This is a genomic window from Thermasporomyces composti (genome assembly GCF_003386795.1).
Lineage (GTDB): Bacteria > Actinomycetota > Actinomycetes > Propionibacteriales > Actinopolymorphaceae > Thermasporomyces > Thermasporomyces composti.
In genome coordinates this window covers 1,331,137-1,347,645 of the sequence record NZ_QTUC01000001.1, presented here as the reverse complement: position 1 = coordinate 1,347,645, position 16,509 = coordinate 1,331,137, and the positions used below count along the sequence as shown (strand labels likewise).

The following is a 16,509-nucleotide window of genomic DNA, read 5'->3' as shown; positions in this document are numbered from 1 at the left end:
CTGGCTGGGATCGCACACGCTCCGATGTCCGATACCGGCGGCGGACGAGGACGAAAGCAGCAGATAGGCCTTGACATGGTCAAGGATTGGACAAGACCATTGGGGCCATTCTTTCGGCAGACCCAGCTTCCGGGAGGGCGTTGTGCGCCAGACCCGATCGATGGCCGTTCGGCTCTCAGCGGCGATAGCGGCGGGAGCGCTCACCCTCGCGGCATGCGGCGGTGGTGGTGAGGGCTCCGCCGAAGGCGACAAGACCACGATCACCTTCTCCTACCTGTGGACGGGCAAGGAGGGGGAGGCGATCGAGCGCCTGATCCAGGAGTTCAACGCCAGTCAGGACGAGATCGTCGTCAAGGGCGTCTCCAACCCCGACACCCAGGCGCAGCTGGCCGCGATGTCGAGCGCGAAGGGCACGTTCGACATCTCCGACAACTTCGGCAGCACGGTGGGGTCCTGGGCCGACAAGGGGATCATCGAGCCCCTCGACTCCTTCATCGAGAAGGACGGCTACGACCTGTCCGACTTCGTGCCGCAGGCGATGGAGCAGATGCGGTACGACGGCAAGATCTACGCCTTGCCCATCGCGATGCACAGCATCCAGCTGCTCTACAACAAGGACCTGCTCGCCGAGGCCGGGATCACCGAGCCACCCACCACGACGGACGAGTGGGCCGAGGCCATCAAGGCCACCACCGTCGTCGACGACGGCAAGATCGTCCAGATCGGCTGGGCGAACCCCGACCTCACCACCCTCGCCTTCGCCTTCGGCGGGCGCTGGTACGACGAGTCCGGCGAGCCCACCCCGACCGAGCCCGGCAACGTCGAGGCGGCCCAGTTCTACGTCGACACCGTGGCCAAACCCTACGGCGCGGAGAACGTGCAGCGGTTCACCTCCGGGTTCGGGGAATACGCCTCGCCGCAAAACCCCTTCTTTCAGGGCAAGGTCGCCATGGTGACCGACGGCGAGTGGATGTCGGCGTTCATCAAGCAGTACGCGCCCGACCTGAACTGGGGAGTCGCCCCGATCCCCCACCCGCCGGGACGGGACGACCTCGCCGGGACGACCCAGCTCAGCACCAGCACGCTGTTCATCCCGCGCAACTCCCAGAACAAGGAAGCCGCGTGGGAGTTCATGAAGTTCATGCTCAGCAAGGAGCCGATGCTGGAGTTCACCCACACGCTGGCCAACCTTCCGACCAGGACGTCGCTCCTCGACAGCGACCGCTACGACGACCTCCCGAACTTCGACGCCTGGCTGCAGGCGGCGAAGAGTGAGAACGCGAAAGTCCTGGCCAGCCTGCCGACCACCGCCGAGTACGTCGCGGACCTCGAGACGGCGTTCGACTCGATCACCCGGTTGAAGGCGACGCCGGAGCAGGCGCTCGCGGAGGTCGCGCGACAAGCGAAGAACTACGGCTGAGTCGAACGATGGCTGGGTCGAACGATGGCTGAGTCGACATCCCTCCGGCGCGCGACGGCCACGGCTCGTCGCGGGGCCGCCGCGCGCCGGGCTCGCCGCCGGACCCTGCTGGGGCTCGCGTTCGCGAGCCCGTGGATCGTCGGAGCGTTGGTGTTCACGCTCGGACCGATCGCCGCGTCGGCGTACTACAGCTTCACCGACTTCAACATCTTCCAGCCACCCACGTGGGTGGGGCTGGAGAACTACACGGCCTTGTTCGGCGACGACCGGTTCCGCACAGCTTTGTGGAACACCGCCTACCTCACGGTCCTCGGCGTGCCGCTCGGCCTCCTCCTCGGGCTGCTCACCGCGATGGCGCTGAACTTTCCGGTCCGCGGTCAGCCCATCTACCGCGCGGTGCTCTACCTTCCGGCGATCGTCCCGGTCGTCACCGCGACGTACGTGTGGCGGTGGTTGTTGAACGCCCAGTACGGCATGATCAACCGCCTCCTGGAGCTGCTCCACCTGCCACAGCCGGACTGGATCGGGGACCCGGCCTGGACGAAGCCGGCTGTCCTGCTCATCTCGTTCTGGGGGATCGGGACGACGACCATCATCTACCTCGCCGCCTTGAAGGAGGTGCCGGCTCACCTGTACGAGGCGGCGGAGGTCGACGGCGCGAACGCCTGGCAGCGGTTCCGGCACGTCACCTGGCCGCTCATCACGCCGGTCACGTTGTTCCAGCTGATCGTGGGCATCATCAACAGCCTGCAGGTCTTCACCCAGCCCTACCTGCTCGCGCAGCAACGTCTCAACCAGGCCTCGGGCGGTCCGGAGAACTCTCTGCTCACCTACAGCCTCTACCTGTTCCAGAACGCCTTCGTCCACCTGAAGATGGGCTACGCCGCGGCGATGGCCTGGATCTTGTTCCTCATCACCGTCGTCCTCACCGCGCTGGTGCTGGCCACGTCCAAGCGCTGGGTTCACTACGGATCGAGGTGAGCATGGTCGGTCTCGACACTCCCGTCACCCCGGCCCGCGCTCGCGCGGTCAGGTCCTACCGACGTGGCCCACGTCGTGGCAGCTCGCTCGTGTACCACCTGGTGCTGGTGGCGATCTGCGCGGCGTTCGCGCTGCCGTTCGTCATCATGCTCACCACGGCGCTGAAGACGCCGGACCAGATCTTCTCGACGCCGCCGCGCCTCCTTCCGACGGCACCGACGCTGGAGAACTTCGACATCGCCGTTGAGTCGATGCCGCTGGGCCGCTACCTCGTCAACACGGTCTTCCTCGTCGTCGCCAACGTCACCGGAACGCTGCTGTCGTGTCCGTTGGTGGCGTACTCGCTGACGAAGATCCCCTGGCGTGGGCGCAACCCGCTGCTGTTCGTGGTGCTGTCGACGATGATGCTCCCGCCCCAGGTCACCATGATCCCGGTCTACAAGCTGTGGAACGACCTGGGCGCGGTCGGGACCTTCTGGCCACTCGTCGTCCCGCCGTTCCTGGGAACCGCGTTCTTCATCTTCTTGCTGCGGCAGTTCTTCGCGGGTGTCCCCGACGAGCTGGTGGAGGCAGCGCGGATCGACGGGGCATCGGAGTTCCGCATCTACGCGCAGATCGTGCTGCCGCTGGCTCGGCCCGCGCTCGCCACGGTCGCGATCTTCCAGTTCATGTGGACCTGGACCGACTTCATGCTGCCGCTGCTGTACCTGCAGGACCCGGACAAGTACACCCTCTCCATCGGGCTGTACGCCTTCTTCGGTCAGCACGGTGTTGACTGGGGACCGCTCATGGCCGCGTGCTTGATGTTCACCCTGCCGGCCATCGCCATCTTCATGGTGGCGCAGAAGTACTTCGTCAGCGGTATCTCGGTGACCGGGCTGAAGTGAGCGTGCCTGGTGCTCGCGGTGGCGTTCTCGTCAGCAGTGGCGTCACGAGCGGCGACGCAGCCTGATCTCGAAGGCGTAGCGGTCGCCGCGATAGAGGGAGCGCGCCAGCTCCACCCGACGTCCCTGTTGGTCGCAGGTGACGCGTTCCACCAGCAGAGCGGGCGACAGGGGTGGGACGTCGAGCAGCTCGGCGTCACTCGGGTCCAGCACGGTCGCCGTGATCGACTGGTCCGCTTGGTCCATCCGGATGCGGTAGTGCGTGGTCAGCAGCTCGTAGAGGGAGCCGCTGAGGTCGTGCTCCAGCAAGGTGGGCGCGAACTTCTTGACGACGTGGACGTGCTCCAGGCACATGGGCTTGTTGTTGGCCAACCGCAGCCGCACGATCCGCAGGAGCGGCTCACCGGGGCTGATTCCCAGGCGCCAGGAGTGGTGCGCGCCAGCGGCGACCTCCGTGGCCTCCAGCAGCCGGGCCGAGGGCACCAACCCTCGTGCCAGCATGTCCTCGGTGAAGGAGCTGAGGCTGTCGCCTTTACGGATGGACTGGTCGGCGACGAACGTGCCGGCGCCTTGGATGCGGTAGACGCGGCCCTCCGCGGCCAGCTGCTCCAACGCGCGGCGGACGGTCAGGCGGCTGACCCCCAGCTCCTCGGACAGCTCCCGCTCGGTCGGGAGTCGCTGGTGCGGACCCAGCCGCTCTCGCATGGCCTCCAGCAGGTGTTCCCGCACCATCTCGTGCTTGCGCCGCACGGGAGCGTCCGACTCCAGGGAATCGGGTGCGGGGTTTGTGCTCATCTCGGAGTCCACCTGCCTCGGCGTCACCTCGGCGTGCCAGCGACAGCTGCCGGACGCCCGCCATTATGCCAGCGGCGTGGACACCTCACCGAAACAGCGTGTTCATCCACTTCGCCGGAATCGTCAAGCCACCACCAGCACGCCTACGCGGTCCAAGCCATCGACGGGCCGCGTCGACCTGAGGGAGGTTTGTCGTGAGCGCACCCACTGCCGCGGTCATCGGCGCGGGGGTCATCAGCGAGATCTGTCACGTGCCCGGATACGTCCGTGAGGGCTTCCGGGTGGTCGGGCTCTGCGACGTCGACCGCGTCAAGGCGGAGAAGCTCGCGGCGAAGTTCCCGGTTGAGCGCGTCTACACCGACTGGCGTCGGATGCTGGAGGCCGAGCGGCCGGACGTCGTCAGCGTCTGCACGCCGAACGCCCTGCACGAGGAGCAGGTGATCGGCGCCCTGGAGCACGGCGCCCACGTCTTGTGCGAGAAGCCGCTCGCCACGAGCGCCGAAGCCGCGGAGCGGATGTTCGCCGCGGCACGTCGGGCTGGGCGGCGGCTCATGGCCGCCCAGTCCCATCGCTTCACTCCCGAGGCGATGGCGGCGAAGCAGGTCGTCGACTCCGGTCGTCTCGGTCACGTCTACGACGCCGAGGCGATCGTCTGGTCCCGGCTCGGCCTGCCGGGTCGAGGGGTCTTCCACCGCCGCGCGCTGTCCGGTGGCGGCGTCCTGCTCGACAACGGCGTCCACGTCCTCGACCAGGCGCTGTGGCTCCTGGGCGGGCCGAAAGCGGCTCGGGTGACGGCCGTGACGGGCCGCTACTTCGGTCACCGACCCGAGATCGTGGAGGTGGCGCCGGGGGAGTGGGACCCAGGGGAGTTCGACGTCGAGGACTTCGGTGTCGCGTTCGTCCGCCTGGAGGGTGGCTGCTCGCTCACGCTCCGGGCCGCCTGGGCCGCCCACCTGGACGACGTCGCGCCGTTGCGAACCAAGCTGCTGGGCACCGACGCCGCGCTGACGACGGTTCCGTTCGTGGTCTCCGGGATCGCGAACGGCGCCGTCTACGAAGAGGTGCGTGACGACCTCCCACCGGACCGGCGGTTCGAGCTGGAGATGGCGCACTGGGCGGCCGTCGTACGGGGTGAGGTGGAACCTCTCGTTCGGGAGGAGGAGACGCTCACCGTCCTCCGCATCCTGGACGCCGCCTACCAGTCGGCGCGGGAGCAGCGTGAGGTCGCCGTCGGCTGAGACGTCGGTCGAGAGGACGCGTGGCGGCCGAGATCGCGCCGCGGCACGCGTCCGCGATGGTGTGTCCGGCGTCGCTCGGCGGCGAGAATGCCGGAATGGCGGTCGTCGACAACGCGATCTACGTGGAGGGACGTCGCATCGAGCCCGCGTCCCTCGACCAGACCTACGAGCTGCTACGCGAGCGCGGCGGTCTTGGGTGGATCGGGCTGTACGAGCCCGACGAGCAGGAGATCCAGTCTGTCGCGGCCGAGTTCCGGCTGCACGAGCTGGCGGTCGAGGACGCCGTCCACGCGCACCAGCGGCCCAAGCTCGAACGCTACGGCGACATGCTCTTCCTCGTCTTGCGCCCGGCGCGGTACCTCGAGTCGACCGAGGTCGTCCAGATCGGGGAGCTGCACATCTTCCTCGGCCCGCAGTTCGTCGTCACCATCCGGCACGGGCTCGCCCCGACGTTGGCTCCGGTGCGTCAGCGGCTCGAGGGCCAGCCCGATCTCCTGCGCATGGGTCCGGCGGCGGTGCTGTACGCGATCCTCGACAAGATCATCGACGACTACCAACCGGTGCTGGCGGGGCTGCGGGACGACATCGACGAGGTGGAGACCGAGGTCTTCGGCGGCGAGGCCACCGTGTCGCGTCGGATCTACCAGCTCTCCCGCGAGGTCATCGAGCTCGATCGGGCGTGCCGGCCGCTCCTGGGGATCCTCGACGTGCTGAACACCTGGTACGAGGAGTTGGACGTCGACGTCGAGCTGCGGCGACTCCTGCGTGACGTGCGTGACCACGCGATCCGGACCGCCGACCAGATCGACTCGTTCCGTCAGGTGCTCGAGAGCATGCTGCGCGTCAACGCCGCGCTCGTGGCCCAGCGTCAGAACGAGGAGATCAAGCGGCTGACGGAGGCGAGCTACCAGCAGAACGAGCATGTCAGGCGCATCTCGGGTTGGGCGGCGATCCTGTTCGCCCCCACCCTCGTCGGAACCGTCTACGGCATGAACTTCGTCTTCATGCCGGAGCTGGACTGGCGGTACGGCTACCCTTTCGCGCTTGTCCTCATGGTCGTCGTGGCCGTGGGGTTGTACGTCTTCTTCAAGGTGCGGGGCTGGTTGTGAGGTGCAGCGACGGGACGAAGGGGGCGAGGTGACCAGCAGAGTCCAACCCGTCGTCGTGCGCGACGTGGTCCTCGGCGAAGGACGTCCGAAGATCGTGGTGCCGCTGACCGGCAGGACCGTGGAGGAGCTGCGTGTCGAGGTCGCGGCACTGGCCGGTCACCCCGTGGACGTGGTGGAGTGGCGGGCCGACCACTTCGCCGAGTTGACCGACGTCTCGCGGGTGGTGTCGACGGCGCGCCTGCTCGCCGACGACCTCGCGGGGCGGCCTTTGCTGTTCACGTGTCGCACCACCGCCGAGGGTGGCCGGGCGTCGTTGGGGGACGAGCGGTACGGCCAGCTCATCCTCGCTGTCGTCGAGTCGGGCGCGGTCGACCTCGTCGACGTGGAGTACGAACGCGACCGAGCCGTGGTGGACGGGGTGCTGACGGCCGCGCGTGAGCGCGACGTTCCGGTGGTCGCCTCGTACCACGACTTCACGGGTACGCCGGGCCGTGACCAGATCGTCGATCGGCTGCGCGCGATGCAGGACCGTGGCGCGGACATCTGCAAGATCGCCGTCATGCCCCACGGCCCTGCTGACGTGCTGACGCTCCTGGAGGCCACTCGGATCGCGCACGAGCGGTACGTCGACCGGCCGCTCATCACGATGGCGATGGGGCCGCTGGGGGTGGTGTCGAGGATCGCCGGCCAGCTCGTGGGATCGGCTGCCACGTTCGGGACGGTGGGCAGAGCATCAGCTCCGGGCCAGGTTCCCGTCGACGCGCTCGACGCCGCCCTGCGCCTTTTGGACTACGAGACGAACGCCGGGAATGAGTGAGGGCCCCTGGAGAGTCCCAGGGGCCCTCGGGCGGTTGGCGCGGCTGGTGACCGCCTACTCCTGCTCGATGAAGAACTGCTCAGGACGCGCGGGCGCCGGAGTGAGGTAGAGGTACGCCTCGGGGATCGGCTCCGGGACGTTGTGGAAGTTGTTCGCCTTGATCCCGTAGTTCTCCGGCTGGAGCACGGTGCCGATCGCCCAGAACTGCTCCTTCGCGATCGCGAGGATCTCCCGGAATAGACGCGCCTGCTCGTCCCTGTCCGCGGTGAGCCTCAGCTCGTTGTACAGGTCCATCTGACGCTTCGCCGGCTCGGGAGGCTCCTGGCCTTCCTTGCCCTTGGTGCTGTACCAACGCGCCCAGGGCGTGGCGTAGTTGGACTCGTTGCTGTACGGGAAGTACCACCGCGGCTCGATGATCGCGTCCTGCAGTCCGCCGTCGCCCTGCCAGATGGCCACGTCGTGCTTGTTGGCTTCCTTGCGCTCGTAGAACAGCGTCCGGTCCTCGGCCTTGATCTCCGCGTCGACACCGACGGCCTTCCAGTGCTCGCGGATGAGCTCCATCCCGCTCACCCAGAAGTCCTTGACCGTTGGCGTCGGAATCTCCACCTGGAAGCGGAGACGCTTGCCGTCCGGGCGGAGCCGGTAACCCTCGCTGTCACGCTGGTCGAGGCCGATCTGGTCGAGCAGCTGGTTGGCCTTGTCGACGTCGTGCTCGGTGTACTGCTTGGCGAACTCCTCGTCGAAGAACTCCGACTCCCGTCGGGGCGCCAGCTGCCACGCTTCCCCCTGACGCTGGAAGACGACCGTGATCAGCTCGTCGCGGTTGATGGCGTGCGACATCGCGATCCGGAAGTTCTTGTTCTGGAAGATCTCCCGCAGGACCGGGTCTTCGTGCGTCAGGTTGAACGCGATGACCATCTCGTTCATGATCGCCGGGAGAAGCGTGAAGAAGTCGTAGTTGCCCTTCTCCCGGTTCCGCGCCAGCGTCGGCTTGTTGTGCAGCGAGTTGACGTGGCGCGCGTGCATGTTGATCTCCCCGTTGGAGATCTTCAGCAGGATCACCTGGTTGTCGTTCACCAGGTCGTAGGCGACTTGGTCGATGTAGGGAAGCTGGCGTCCGTCCGGGTCGACCTTCCAGTAGTAGGGGTTGCGCTTCGCGACGACGCGTTGGGTCTCGCTCAGGTGCTGGGTGAGCTTCCATCCCCACAGCGTCGGCAACTCGGGGTTGTCAAAGATCGCGCGCTTGGCGCCGAGCAGGTCGATCCAGCTGTCGTACTTCTGCTCCTTGGCGAGGTTCTCGACGTCGGGGTTGTACTTCTTGTGGAACTGCTGCAGGTAGTGCTTCGGCATGCAGGTGAGGTCGGTGCCGCTCGGCGTCGCCAGCAGCTGGAGGAAAAGACCGTGCGGCGCGCTGAAGGTGAAGCGCACGGTGTAGTCGTCGACCTTCTCGACGGTCGGGAGCTTGTCCTCGACGAGGAGCCAGCCGGGCGGGACCGGGAAGATCTCCTGGTTGAAGAGGACGTCCACGCACGCGAAGACGATGTCGTCAGCGGTGAACGGCTCGCCGTCGGACCACTTCATGCCCCGACGCAGGTGGAACGTGTAAACCCGGCCGTCGTCCTCGACGTCGAACGACCTCGCGACGTTCGGCACGATCTCCGACCAGTCCGGACTGAAGTGCACGAGCTGGTCGTAGCCAATCGTCCGGTGGATGACGGCGGTGTCGCTTGGCCCCACCATGACGGAGTTCCAGGTGCCGCCGTACACGCCCGCCCGTTCGACGGGTTCGACGACGAGTGGCTCCTCAGGAAGACGCTCCTCGAGCGGAGGAAGCTCTCCTGCCTTGACCTGGGCGGCGAGCGACGGCGCCTCTTTCGCGTTGGAGCGGTCGCCCTCCGACTCCCTTCTTGTATTGGCCGGATCGGTCTCAAGGAAGCTGCAACCCGCGATGGACCCCGCGATGGACATGGCGACGAGGCTTCCGCCGCCGGCGCGCAGCAAGTCCCGGCGCGTCCAATCCCGACCCATGGGCTCACTCCACTTCGTTCAGAGAGCGCTTTCCCGCTCAGTGGTGGTCATCGTACGGTCGGGGTAGTTCATGTCAACCCTGGGAAATGGTTGATAGCACGGGCGCGGACGGATCGGACTCCGGTGCGTGAGAAAGGTGGCCGAATCTGGCCGCGCTGACGGTCGCGAAAAGGTGGCGTCGTCAACCGGCCTTTGCGTGTGAACGGGTGCCCTGGCCTGTTCTCGCCACTAGGCCTCGCCCCAAAGCTGAATACCTATTAATCCGGTAGGATTTATCAATGCTTGCGGCCGGAGACGTCGACGGAGGAGACAGCCGATGACAGTGCCAGAGACCACCCGCGACGGCGCTTCCACAGCTCGCCCGGACACCCGGAACGGTAAGCCACGCGTCGTCGTCCTCTGCGGGAACCCGCGACCGCGATCCCGAACGCTCGCCGCCGCGGAGACGTTCGCCTCCGCGTTGGTCGCTCGGCTCCGGGGGGACACCACGCTCGACGGCTCGTCTCACGCGTGGGGGAACGACGCGGTCGCGGTCGTCGACGTGGCGAAGCTCGGTGGAGCGGTCATCGAGGGCTCTCCCGACGTGGACGCGGCGCTGGCGACCGTTCGCGACGCGCCCGTGCTCGTCGTCGCCACACCGGTCTACAAGGCCAGCTACACCGGTCTTCTCAAGGCGTTCCTCGACCGACTGGCCGGCGGTGCTCTCGCCGGCGTCGTCGCCATTCCCTTCACGGTCGCGGGCTCGCCGATCCATCGGCTCGTGGCGGACGTGCATCTACGGCCGCTCCTCGTCGAGCTGGGCGCGAGTGTCCCGACGCGGGCGTTCACCATCGAGGAACCGGACCTGGACAACCTCGCGTCGGTCATCGACCGATGGCTGGAGGACAACGTTCGCCTCGTGCGGGACCTGGTGTCGTCGTCGGTGCCGTTGAAGGGCTGAGGCCCGCTCCTGCCTTTTCGCCGCGTCGCGGTCTCGCGCTGCGCAGCGTCCTCACCGCACGTGGACGAACGCGGGCCACGCGGTACGCCAGGAGATCCTCCGCCCCTGACAGAGGGTGAGCGGGCTTCTCGATTGGCCTGGGACGTCGCCGGCGTCGACGTACCCGATCACGTCGCAGCGATCGAAGACACGGCGGAGGATCGACGGGTCGACACCGACCGCCAGCACGGTTCCGGACCGCTCGGGAGGTCGTTTCCGGGCGAGTTCGTTGTGGCCGCTGTAGACGGGCGGGAGGTCGAGCGACGGTCCGAAGCGGTCGAGTGCGCCGGCCTGGGCGAAGTCGTGGGCCAGGAGGATGGCGTCGCGCCTCTCGTCCGGCGCGAGCCGGCCGTAGGCGAGGGCCACCTCGGACGCGAACTGCCGCCAGCCGACACTGCCGCGCATGAGCGGGTTCAGCGCGGGCAGCGGCGTTCGTTGGACGAGGTCCACGGGCAGCAGCGGCAGTGCGACGACGGCGGAGATGGCGGCGTTGACGGTGAGCGCGGCCAGGAGGGCCCGAGCACCGCGCGGCGTCCGTGACCACGCGTCGAGCCGAACGCACCCGGCCGCCAGCATGGGGATGAGGGTGGCGGCCGCGTAGTCCATCCGCCCGTCGGCGACGAGCACGATCCCCACGACCGCGAGGTGGGCGATGCCGAGGCATCGGATCGACCGCCACGACGGGACGCGAAGAAGTCCGACGAGCCCTGCCCACCAGACCGGCACGAGCGGCAGGCCGACGAGCACGAGCTGCCCGGGCAGGACGAGCAGCCTGTTCGGGACCACGCTGTGCTCGACGAGCGCAGCGGCCATGCGAAGCTGGGGCCAGCCGTGGGAAGCCTGGTAGATCAGGCTCGGCAGACCGAGCAGGAGGGCGAGCGTAGCGCCCGCGGCCAGCCAGCGCCCATCGTGACGCGCGCTCGGCGCCCCCGGCGGTCGATCGCGTGGTGCTCCACCGGTCACCGGGCGCCTCGCCGGCGTCGACGTCAGCCAACTGGTCACGAGCCCCACACCGATGGCCGCGCCGAGGATGAGGATGAGGTGCTTGTTGACGAGGGCGAGCCCGAAGACGGCTCCGGTGACCAGCCACCACCGTGGGTCACGCAGGAGCGCGCGGGCGGCGAGGAGCCACACCGCGCACCACGCGACGAGGTCCGCGCTGGACGTGAGCAGGGTGTGGCCGACGAGCAGGGGAAACAGGCTCGACGCCGTCGCGGCGGCGGCGAGGAGCTGTGCGCGACCCGTGCCACCGAGCTCGGCCGCCGTCAACGCCGCGAGGATGACCGTGGCCGCCGTGCAGAGCGCCGCGGGGACCCGGAGCGCGGTGACCGTGTCGCCCAACAGCGACATCCCCACCTTCGCCAAGAACGGCGTGAAGGGCGGTTGGTCGACGTAACCCCAGCGAGGCTCGTCGGCGAGGAGGCGGAAGTAGAGCTCGTCTCGGTAGTAGCCGTACCACGGACTCACGAGCACCAGGACGACGGTCACCACGGCGGCAACCGCGAGGACCGGCGCCCAGGCCATGGGCCGCCGGCGGTGTGGCGACGAGAGGACGTGCGCGTCGAAAGGCCCGGTCGCTGAGGACGTCGGGTGAGGTCTGCTGCCCGTGTCGTCTCCTCGGACCATGACCGGGTTCTTCCCAGCCGCTTCGGCCTGCCTCCCGTCGTTCGCTTCCCGGGCCCGTCGCCGATCATCGTTCTCGTGGCGGATCGTGGCGGATCGCTAGGATCACCGCTTCGTGAGTACGCGCACGATCACCCCGTCACCCGTCTCCGGTGTCGCGAACAGTGTCGGACAGTTCGTCTTCGGCGTCGGCCTGTGGCTGCGCGGCTTCGTGATCTACGTGAGGAACCCGCGGCTCATGTTGCTCGGTCTGCTACCTGCGGCCGTGACCGGGGCGCTGTTCCTCGCCGCTCTGGTGGCCTTGGCAGTCGCGAGCCCTCAGCTGGCGGACGCGCTCACCCCGTTCGCCGATGAGTGGACGGGCTGGCTCCAGACCCTGGTTCGGGCGTCGGTGATCCTGGCGCTCCTGGGAATCACCGCACTCGTGGGAGTGCTGGTGTTCACCGGCGTCACACTGGCGATCGGCGAGCCCTTCTACGAGCGGATCTCGGAGTGGGTCGAGGACCGGTGCGGCGGTGTCGTGAACCCCGCCGAGGTCTCGTGGCTCCGATCGCTGCGGTGGAGCATCAGCGACTCGATCCGGACGGACGTCCTCTCAGCGGCTGTGGGAGTCCCGCTCTTCATCGCCGGGTTCCTGCCGGTGGTGGGACAGACCGTGGTGCCGGCTCTGGGCGCGGCGCTGGGGGGTTGGCTGCTGGCGCTGAAGCTGACTGCTGGACCGTTCGGGCGCCGGGGGCGCCGGCTGGCTGACCGGCGTCAGGCGCTTCGCGGGGTGCGGATGGCCACGCTCGGCTTCGGGGTGACCGCCTTCCTGGCGTTCCTGGTGCCGCTCGGTGCGATCCTCTTCACCCCGGCGGCGGTCGCTGGTGCCACCCTGCTCACCCGCCACGCGCTGGGTGAGCCCACCGACGAGCTGGGTGAGCCGGCCGACGAGGGGTGACGGCGCTGGCGCGGCGCCCTGCCGGTGCCCCGGGGGCCCGGTGCCTACCCGGACAGGTCGGTGAAGTCCGCGTGTCCTCGGTTCCCTTCGCACGCCCTGTCACTCGGTCGCGCCGGGCCCGCTCCAGCGCCTCCCTGCCGCGGAACCAGTGGGTCACGCCGAGGAGAACCAGCGCGACGACGAGCGCGATCAAGATCCATTCCATGGAGGACGTGTCGGGGCACCGTCGCTGGCTGACAGCTTTCCGACGAGAACCTTCGACGAGACCTTCGACGAGAACCGAACGGGCGTCCGCGCCGGCGGATGGCGGGCAGCTGTCGGCGATCCCGTAGGGTGCTCCCGGCCAGGAGCGTCGCCACCGGCCGGTGAGACACCTGAGCCGTCCCTCCCCGACCCGACACGTGAGGAACCGCTCGATGCGCAAGCTTGTGTACTTCATCGCCTCGACGTTGGACGGCTACATCGCCGGACCCGACGGCGCCGACCCCACCGGCCCGGGAGGCTTCTGGCCCATCCCCGAGGACTACTCGCGCTACCTGGTCGCGGAGTATCCGGAAACCCTGCCGGGAGCGGCCCGACACGCTCTCGGCATCACCGCCACGGGACGGCACTTCGACACGGTCCTCGAGGGACGGCGCTCCTACGAGGTCGGCCTGAAGGTCGGTGTCACGGACGCCTTCCCCCACCTGCGTCACCTGGTGTTCTCTCGTACCTTGGCCGACAGCCCGGACCCGGCCGTGGAGATCGTGTCCGGTGACCCCGTCGCCACGGTGCGCGAGCTCAAGCGGCAGGAGGGCAAGGATCTCTGGCTCATCGGCGGCGGTGAGCTGGCGGGCACCCTCTATCCGGAGATCGATCAGCTCATCCTCAAGCTCGCACCGCTGACCATCGGCGCCGGCGTCCCGCTGTTCGGCCGGAGCGCCGTGTTCGACCCCCGCACGTGGGAGCTCACCGACCACACCGTCTTCGACAGTGGCTCGGCGATCCTCACCTACACCCGTACGTCCGTCGATGCGGCGTGAGGGCGAAGGCGGCGGTCGGACGGCCGGGGAGGGGCACGTGAGCACGAACGCCCCGGAAACAGGTCCGAAGCGTTGAACCAGACCCGGATCGTTGGCCACCGACTGTGACCTGGTGCCCCCGGCAGGATTCGAACCTGCGACACGCGGTTTAGGAAACCGCTGCTCTATCCCCTGAGCTACGAGGGCGCGAGTCCTGAGGGTACCGGGCCGCGCGGGTCGCCCGGCGCCAGGGATCGGTCGCAGCGTGCCGCGTCGCCGTAGCGCGGCGCGCGAGCCCGGTCCTGAGGATGGTGCGGACGAGGTCACGCTCGCCGGTGAAGCGGGGACGACCTCGTGCCGGGCGGAGTCGCGAGCGGTGACCTGCCGTCTGACCCCGCCAGAACCTCCTCCACTGTCGGGACCGGGTGGGGAAGTGCCCAGGGATAGTGCGTCTGCAGGAAGGTGAGCAGCTTCTCCCGGATCTCGCACCGTAGGTCCCACGAACTGGGCGCGTCGTGAGCGGACGCGAGCACCCGCACCACCATCGTCAACGGCGTGGAGTCGACGACCTGGAGGACCCACTCCCGTCCATCCCACAACGGTGACGCCTCGATGATCCGTCTCGCCTCAGCTCGGAGCTCCGCCACGGGGGCGTTGTAGGCCAGGTGCAGGATGACCGAGCCCAGCACCCGAGCCTCGTTCCTGGTCCAGTTCTGGAACGGGGTCGTGGTGAAGTACGTCGTCGGCAGCACCAGGCGCCGTTCGTCCCACAACCGCAGGACGACGTGGGTGAGCGTGAGCTCCTCGATGCGACCCCACTCGTCCTGGACGACGACCACGTCGTCGTACCGGAGCTGGTCGGTGATCGCCAGCTGGAGACCGGCGAACACGTTGCCCAGGGTGGCATGCGCGGCGAAGCCGGCGACCGCGCCGAACACGCCTGCAGAGGCGAGGATCGAAGCGCCCAAGGTCCGGAGCTGGTCGAACGTCATGAGGATGGCGGCGAGGGCGACCAGCACGACGACAGCCGTGGTGAAGCGTCGCAAGACCGCCACTTGGGTCCGGATGCGGCGAACACGGCGGTTGTTGGCGACGTCGACGCGAAGCCACTGGAACGCCGCGTCCTCGGCGACGAACAGCACCTTCAGGACGAGCCAGGCCACCGAGATGAGCGTCGCGATCAACAGGATGTGGGGAATGACCTCCGCGGCGGCGCCCCGGAGACCGAACCACCGCGTGGTCCAGACGAACATCGCGACGACCACCAACGTGACGATCCAGGCGCGGTGGGACACCCGGGTGAGCCGACTGAGGAAGATGGACTGCCGGCGAATCGCGAGTCGCCGCAGGATGACGTGGACAAACCAGGCGAACGCGAACGCGGCGGCGACGACGATGACCTCGCCGAGGAGTCCGCGAATGACGGGGTTGTCGGGCATGGCGCGTCCCCCCTCCGCAGGCGACAACCCACGGCGTGCCGTCGGGAGGCGGTTCGGACGCCGCGTCCCAGACGCCGCAGCGCCGTCTTCGACGATATGACTGCCCGGGCGGGACCGCCCAGGTCACCAGCGGAAGGACGTCACTGTCGCCAGGGAGAGGTCGCGCGTCAAACTGGCCGACGAGGATAAGCCGGTTCAGTAGCCCCGTTCCAGGTCGATGAGGCCAAGCAGCTCCTCGCCATGCAGGTACCGGTTGACGTTCTCGGCGACTCGCTCCGCCAGACGCCGCATCATCAGCCGTTGGGGATTCGCCGAGTGGGGCGTGATCAAGGCTCGGGGTTGGGTCCACAGCGGGTGATCGTCGGGCAGCGGCTCAGGGTCGGTCACGTCCAACGCCGCGCCGCCGATCGTCCCCTTCTCCAGGGCCTCCACCAAGGCGTCGGTGTCCACGAGCGATCCGCGCGCGATGTTGACCAGCCAGGTGTGCGGCCGCATCAGCGCGAGCTCGCGAGCGCCGATCAGGTGATGAGTCTGTGGTGTGGCGGGCGCGCCAAGGACCACGATGTCGCTCGCCATGAGGACGCTGTCCAGCTCGTCCGGACGGGCTGTCCGACTCGCGCCCGGCACAGGAAAGCCGGAGCGGGTGACGGCGAGGACCCGGGCGCGGAAGGGCTTGAGCAGCCGGACGAGCGCCTGGCCGATCCCGCCGCAGCCGACGATCCCGACCGTGCTGTCGAAGAGCGCGCCGACGGTGGGCTGGCTCCAGCTCCGCTCCCGGGCCGCGGTGTGCAGCTGACGTACGCCGGCCAGCATGAGCGCCAGAGCGTGCTCGGCCACTGTCTCGGCGTAGCTGCCGGCCGCCGAGGTGTAGGTGGTGCCGGGGCGCAGCACCCCGGCGGCGAACCACCCCTCGACACCCGCCGAGGGCAGCTGAACCCAGCGAATGCCGTCGTGGTGGAGGGAGTCGTATTCCTGCGGTGAGCCGCCCCACCACACGATCGCCTCAGCGGCCTCGCTCGTCTCGCACACCTGCCCACCGGCGCCCTTGACGGCGTCGATCAGCTCGGGAGCCTGCTGCGGACCGACGTAGACCTTGAGCGTGCGTGCGCGACTCACCGCAACATTATCGGCCGAGACGTCGAGGCCTCGGCGCCGGAGTACGCCGGCGCTGTGGCCAACACCGCCCAGGTGGTGGGGTGAAAGACGTGGATCGGCCGGCCCGGGAAGGAGCCCCGGGAAGGAGCCCCGGGAGGAG

Annotated in this window: 14 protein-coding genes and 1 tRNA gene; 9 read left to right on the top strand and 6 right to left on the bottom strand. The window is 68.4% G+C overall.

Going from position 1 to position 16,509, the window contains the following annotated elements:
* The first annotated feature begins 160 nt into the window (after positions 1–160).
* From DFJ64_RS05905 to DFJ64_RS05895, 3 genes are read left to right on the top strand one after another with little or no spacing between them, the layout of a single operon-like run.
* Complete coding sequence (locus DFJ64_RS05905) at positions 161–1,420, top strand: ABC transporter substrate-binding protein (protein WP_147304612.1); 1,260 nt, start codon at positions 161–163, stop codon at positions 1,418–1,420.
* Between the two features lie 24 nt (positions 1,421–1,444).
* A complete protein-coding gene (locus DFJ64_RS05900; protein WP_115849531.1) occupies positions 1,445–2,401 on the top strand; it encodes a carbohydrate ABC transporter permease in 957 nt (318 codons plus the stop codon).
* A gap of 2 nt (positions 2,402–2,403) precedes the next feature.
* Positions 2,404–3,288, top strand: a complete 885-nt coding sequence (locus DFJ64_RS05895; RefSeq protein ID WP_115849530.1) for a carbohydrate ABC transporter permease — start codon at positions 2,404–2,406, stop codon at positions 3,286–3,288.
* Positions 3,289–3,330: 42 nt separating this feature from the next.
* Here the strand turns inward: DFJ64_RS05895 and DFJ64_RS05890 are convergent, their stop codons facing one another.
* Positions 3,331–4,080: a GntR family transcriptional regulator gene (locus DFJ64_RS05890; protein WP_115851857.1), complete on the bottom strand. Its 750-nt coding sequence runs from the start codon at positions 4,078–4,080 to the stop codon at positions 3,331–3,333.
* Between the two features lie 194 nt (positions 4,081–4,274).
* Here DFJ64_RS05890 and DFJ64_RS05885 point away from each other — a divergent pair, with 194 nt between their 5' ends.
* From DFJ64_RS05885 to aroD, 3 genes are read left to right on the top strand one after another with little or no spacing between them, the layout of a single operon-like run.
* On the top strand, positions 4,275–5,318 hold the full coding sequence (locus tag DFJ64_RS05885; RefSeq protein ID WP_115849529.1) for a Gfo/Idh/MocA family protein: 1,044 nt from the start codon (positions 4,275–4,277) through the stop codon (positions 5,316–5,318).
* Between the two features lie 20 nt (positions 5,319–5,338).
* On the top strand, positions 5,339–6,427 hold the full coding sequence (corA, locus tag DFJ64_RS05880) for a magnesium/cobalt transporter CorA (RefSeq protein ID WP_245940963.1): 1,089 nt from the start codon (positions 5,339–5,341) through the stop codon (positions 6,425–6,427).
* Positions 6,428–6,455: 28 nt separating this feature from the next.
* The gene (gene aroD / locus DFJ64_RS05875; protein WP_115851855.1) at positions 6,456–7,244 is read left to right on the top strand and encodes a type I 3-dehydroquinate dehydratase; all 789 of its coding nucleotides are present in this window, start codon (positions 6,456–6,458) and stop codon (positions 7,242–7,244) included.
* Positions 7,245–7,298: 54 nt separating this feature from the next.
* On the opposite strand, the gene DFJ64_RS05870 is transcribed toward aroD, so the two are convergent.
* Positions 7,299–9,272, bottom strand: coding sequence for an ABC transporter substrate-binding protein (locus DFJ64_RS05870; RefSeq protein WP_115849528.1), 1,974 nt, complete (start codon positions 9,270–9,272; stop codon positions 7,299–7,301).
* Between the two features lie 316 nt (positions 9,273–9,588).
* Here DFJ64_RS05870 and DFJ64_RS05865 point away from each other — a divergent pair, with 316 nt between their 5' ends.
* Positions 9,589–10,212, top strand: a complete 624-nt coding sequence (locus DFJ64_RS05865; protein ID WP_115849527.1) for an NADPH-dependent FMN reductase — start codon at positions 9,589–9,591, stop codon at positions 10,210–10,212.
* 51 nt (positions 10,213–10,263) lie between these two features.
* On the opposite strand, the gene DFJ64_RS05860 is transcribed toward DFJ64_RS05865, so the two are convergent.
* Positions 10,264–11,775 (bottom strand): glycosyltransferase family 39 protein, encoded by a 1,512-nt coding sequence (locus DFJ64_RS05860; RefSeq protein WP_170152510.1) that lies wholly within the window; start codon positions 11,773–11,775, stop codon positions 10,264–10,266.
* 214 nt (positions 11,776–11,989) lie between these two features.
* Between DFJ64_RS05860 and DFJ64_RS05855 the strand changes: the two genes are divergently transcribed.
* Together DFJ64_RS05855 and DFJ64_RS05850 are read left to right on the top strand one after the other, a co-directional pair.
* Positions 11,990–12,814: an EI24 domain-containing protein gene (locus DFJ64_RS05855; RefSeq protein ID WP_115849525.1), complete on the top strand. Its 825-nt coding sequence runs from the start codon at positions 11,990–11,992 to the stop codon at positions 12,812–12,814.
* A 416-nt stretch (positions 12,815–13,230) separates the two neighbouring features.
* A complete protein-coding gene (locus tag DFJ64_RS05850) occupies positions 13,231–13,836 on the top strand; it encodes a dihydrofolate reductase family protein (protein WP_115849524.1) in 606 nt (201 codons plus the stop codon).
* 110 nt (positions 13,837–13,946) lie between these two features.
* Here DFJ64_RS05850 and DFJ64_RS05845 read toward each other — a convergent pair.
* From DFJ64_RS05845 to DFJ64_RS05835, 3 genes are all read right to left on the bottom strand, one after another.
* A tRNA-Arg gene (locus DFJ64_RS05845) sits at positions 13,947–14,022 on the bottom strand.
* A 116-nt stretch (positions 14,023–14,138) separates the two neighbouring features.
* A complete protein-coding gene (locus DFJ64_RS05840; protein ID WP_115849523.1) occupies positions 14,139–15,254 on the bottom strand; it encodes a mechanosensitive ion channel family protein in 1,116 nt (371 codons plus the stop codon).
* 195 nt (positions 15,255–15,449) lie between these two features.
* Positions 15,450–16,370, bottom strand: a complete 921-nt coding sequence (locus DFJ64_RS05835; RefSeq protein ID WP_115849522.1) for a D-isomer specific 2-hydroxyacid dehydrogenase family protein — start codon at positions 16,368–16,370, stop codon at positions 15,450–15,452.
* Positions 16,371–16,509: the final 139 nt, after the last annotated feature.

Bases quoted from the DNA above. Each gene is read 5' to 3' on its own strand.
- DFJ64_RS05900 (WP_115849531.1), top strand. From the start codon at position 1,445: ATGGCTGAGTCGACATCCCTCCGGCGCGCGACGGCCACGGCTCGTCGC.
- DFJ64_RS05860 (WP_170152510.1), bottom strand. From the start codon at position 11,775: ATGGCCTGGGCGCCGGTCCTCGCGGTTGCCGCCGTGGTGACCGTCGTC.
- DFJ64_RS05890 (WP_115851857.1), bottom strand. From the start codon at position 4,080: ATGAGCACAAACCCCGCACCCGATTCCCTGGAGTCGGACGCTCCCGTG.
- DFJ64_RS05865 (WP_115849527.1), top strand. From the start codon at position 9,589: ATGACAGTGCCAGAGACCACCCGCGACGGCGCTTCCACAGCTCGCCCG.
- DFJ64_RS05870 (WP_115849528.1), bottom strand. From the start codon at position 9,272: ATGGGTCGGGATTGGACGCGCCGGGACTTGCTGCGCGCCGGCGGCGGA.
- DFJ64_RS05850 (WP_115849524.1), top strand. From the start codon at position 13,231: ATGCGCAAGCTTGTGTACTTCATCGCCTCGACGTTGGACGGCTACATC.
- DFJ64_RS05840 (WP_115849523.1), bottom strand. From the start codon at position 15,254: ATGCCCGACAACCCCGTCATTCGCGGACTCCTCGGCGAGGTCATCGTC.
- DFJ64_RS05905 (WP_147304612.1), top strand. From the start codon at position 161: ATGGCCGTTCGGCTCTCAGCGGCGATAGCGGCGGGAGCGCTCACCCTC.
- DFJ64_RS05895 (WP_115849530.1), top strand. From the start codon at position 2,404: ATGGTCGGTCTCGACACTCCCGTCACCCCGGCCCGCGCTCGCGCGGTC.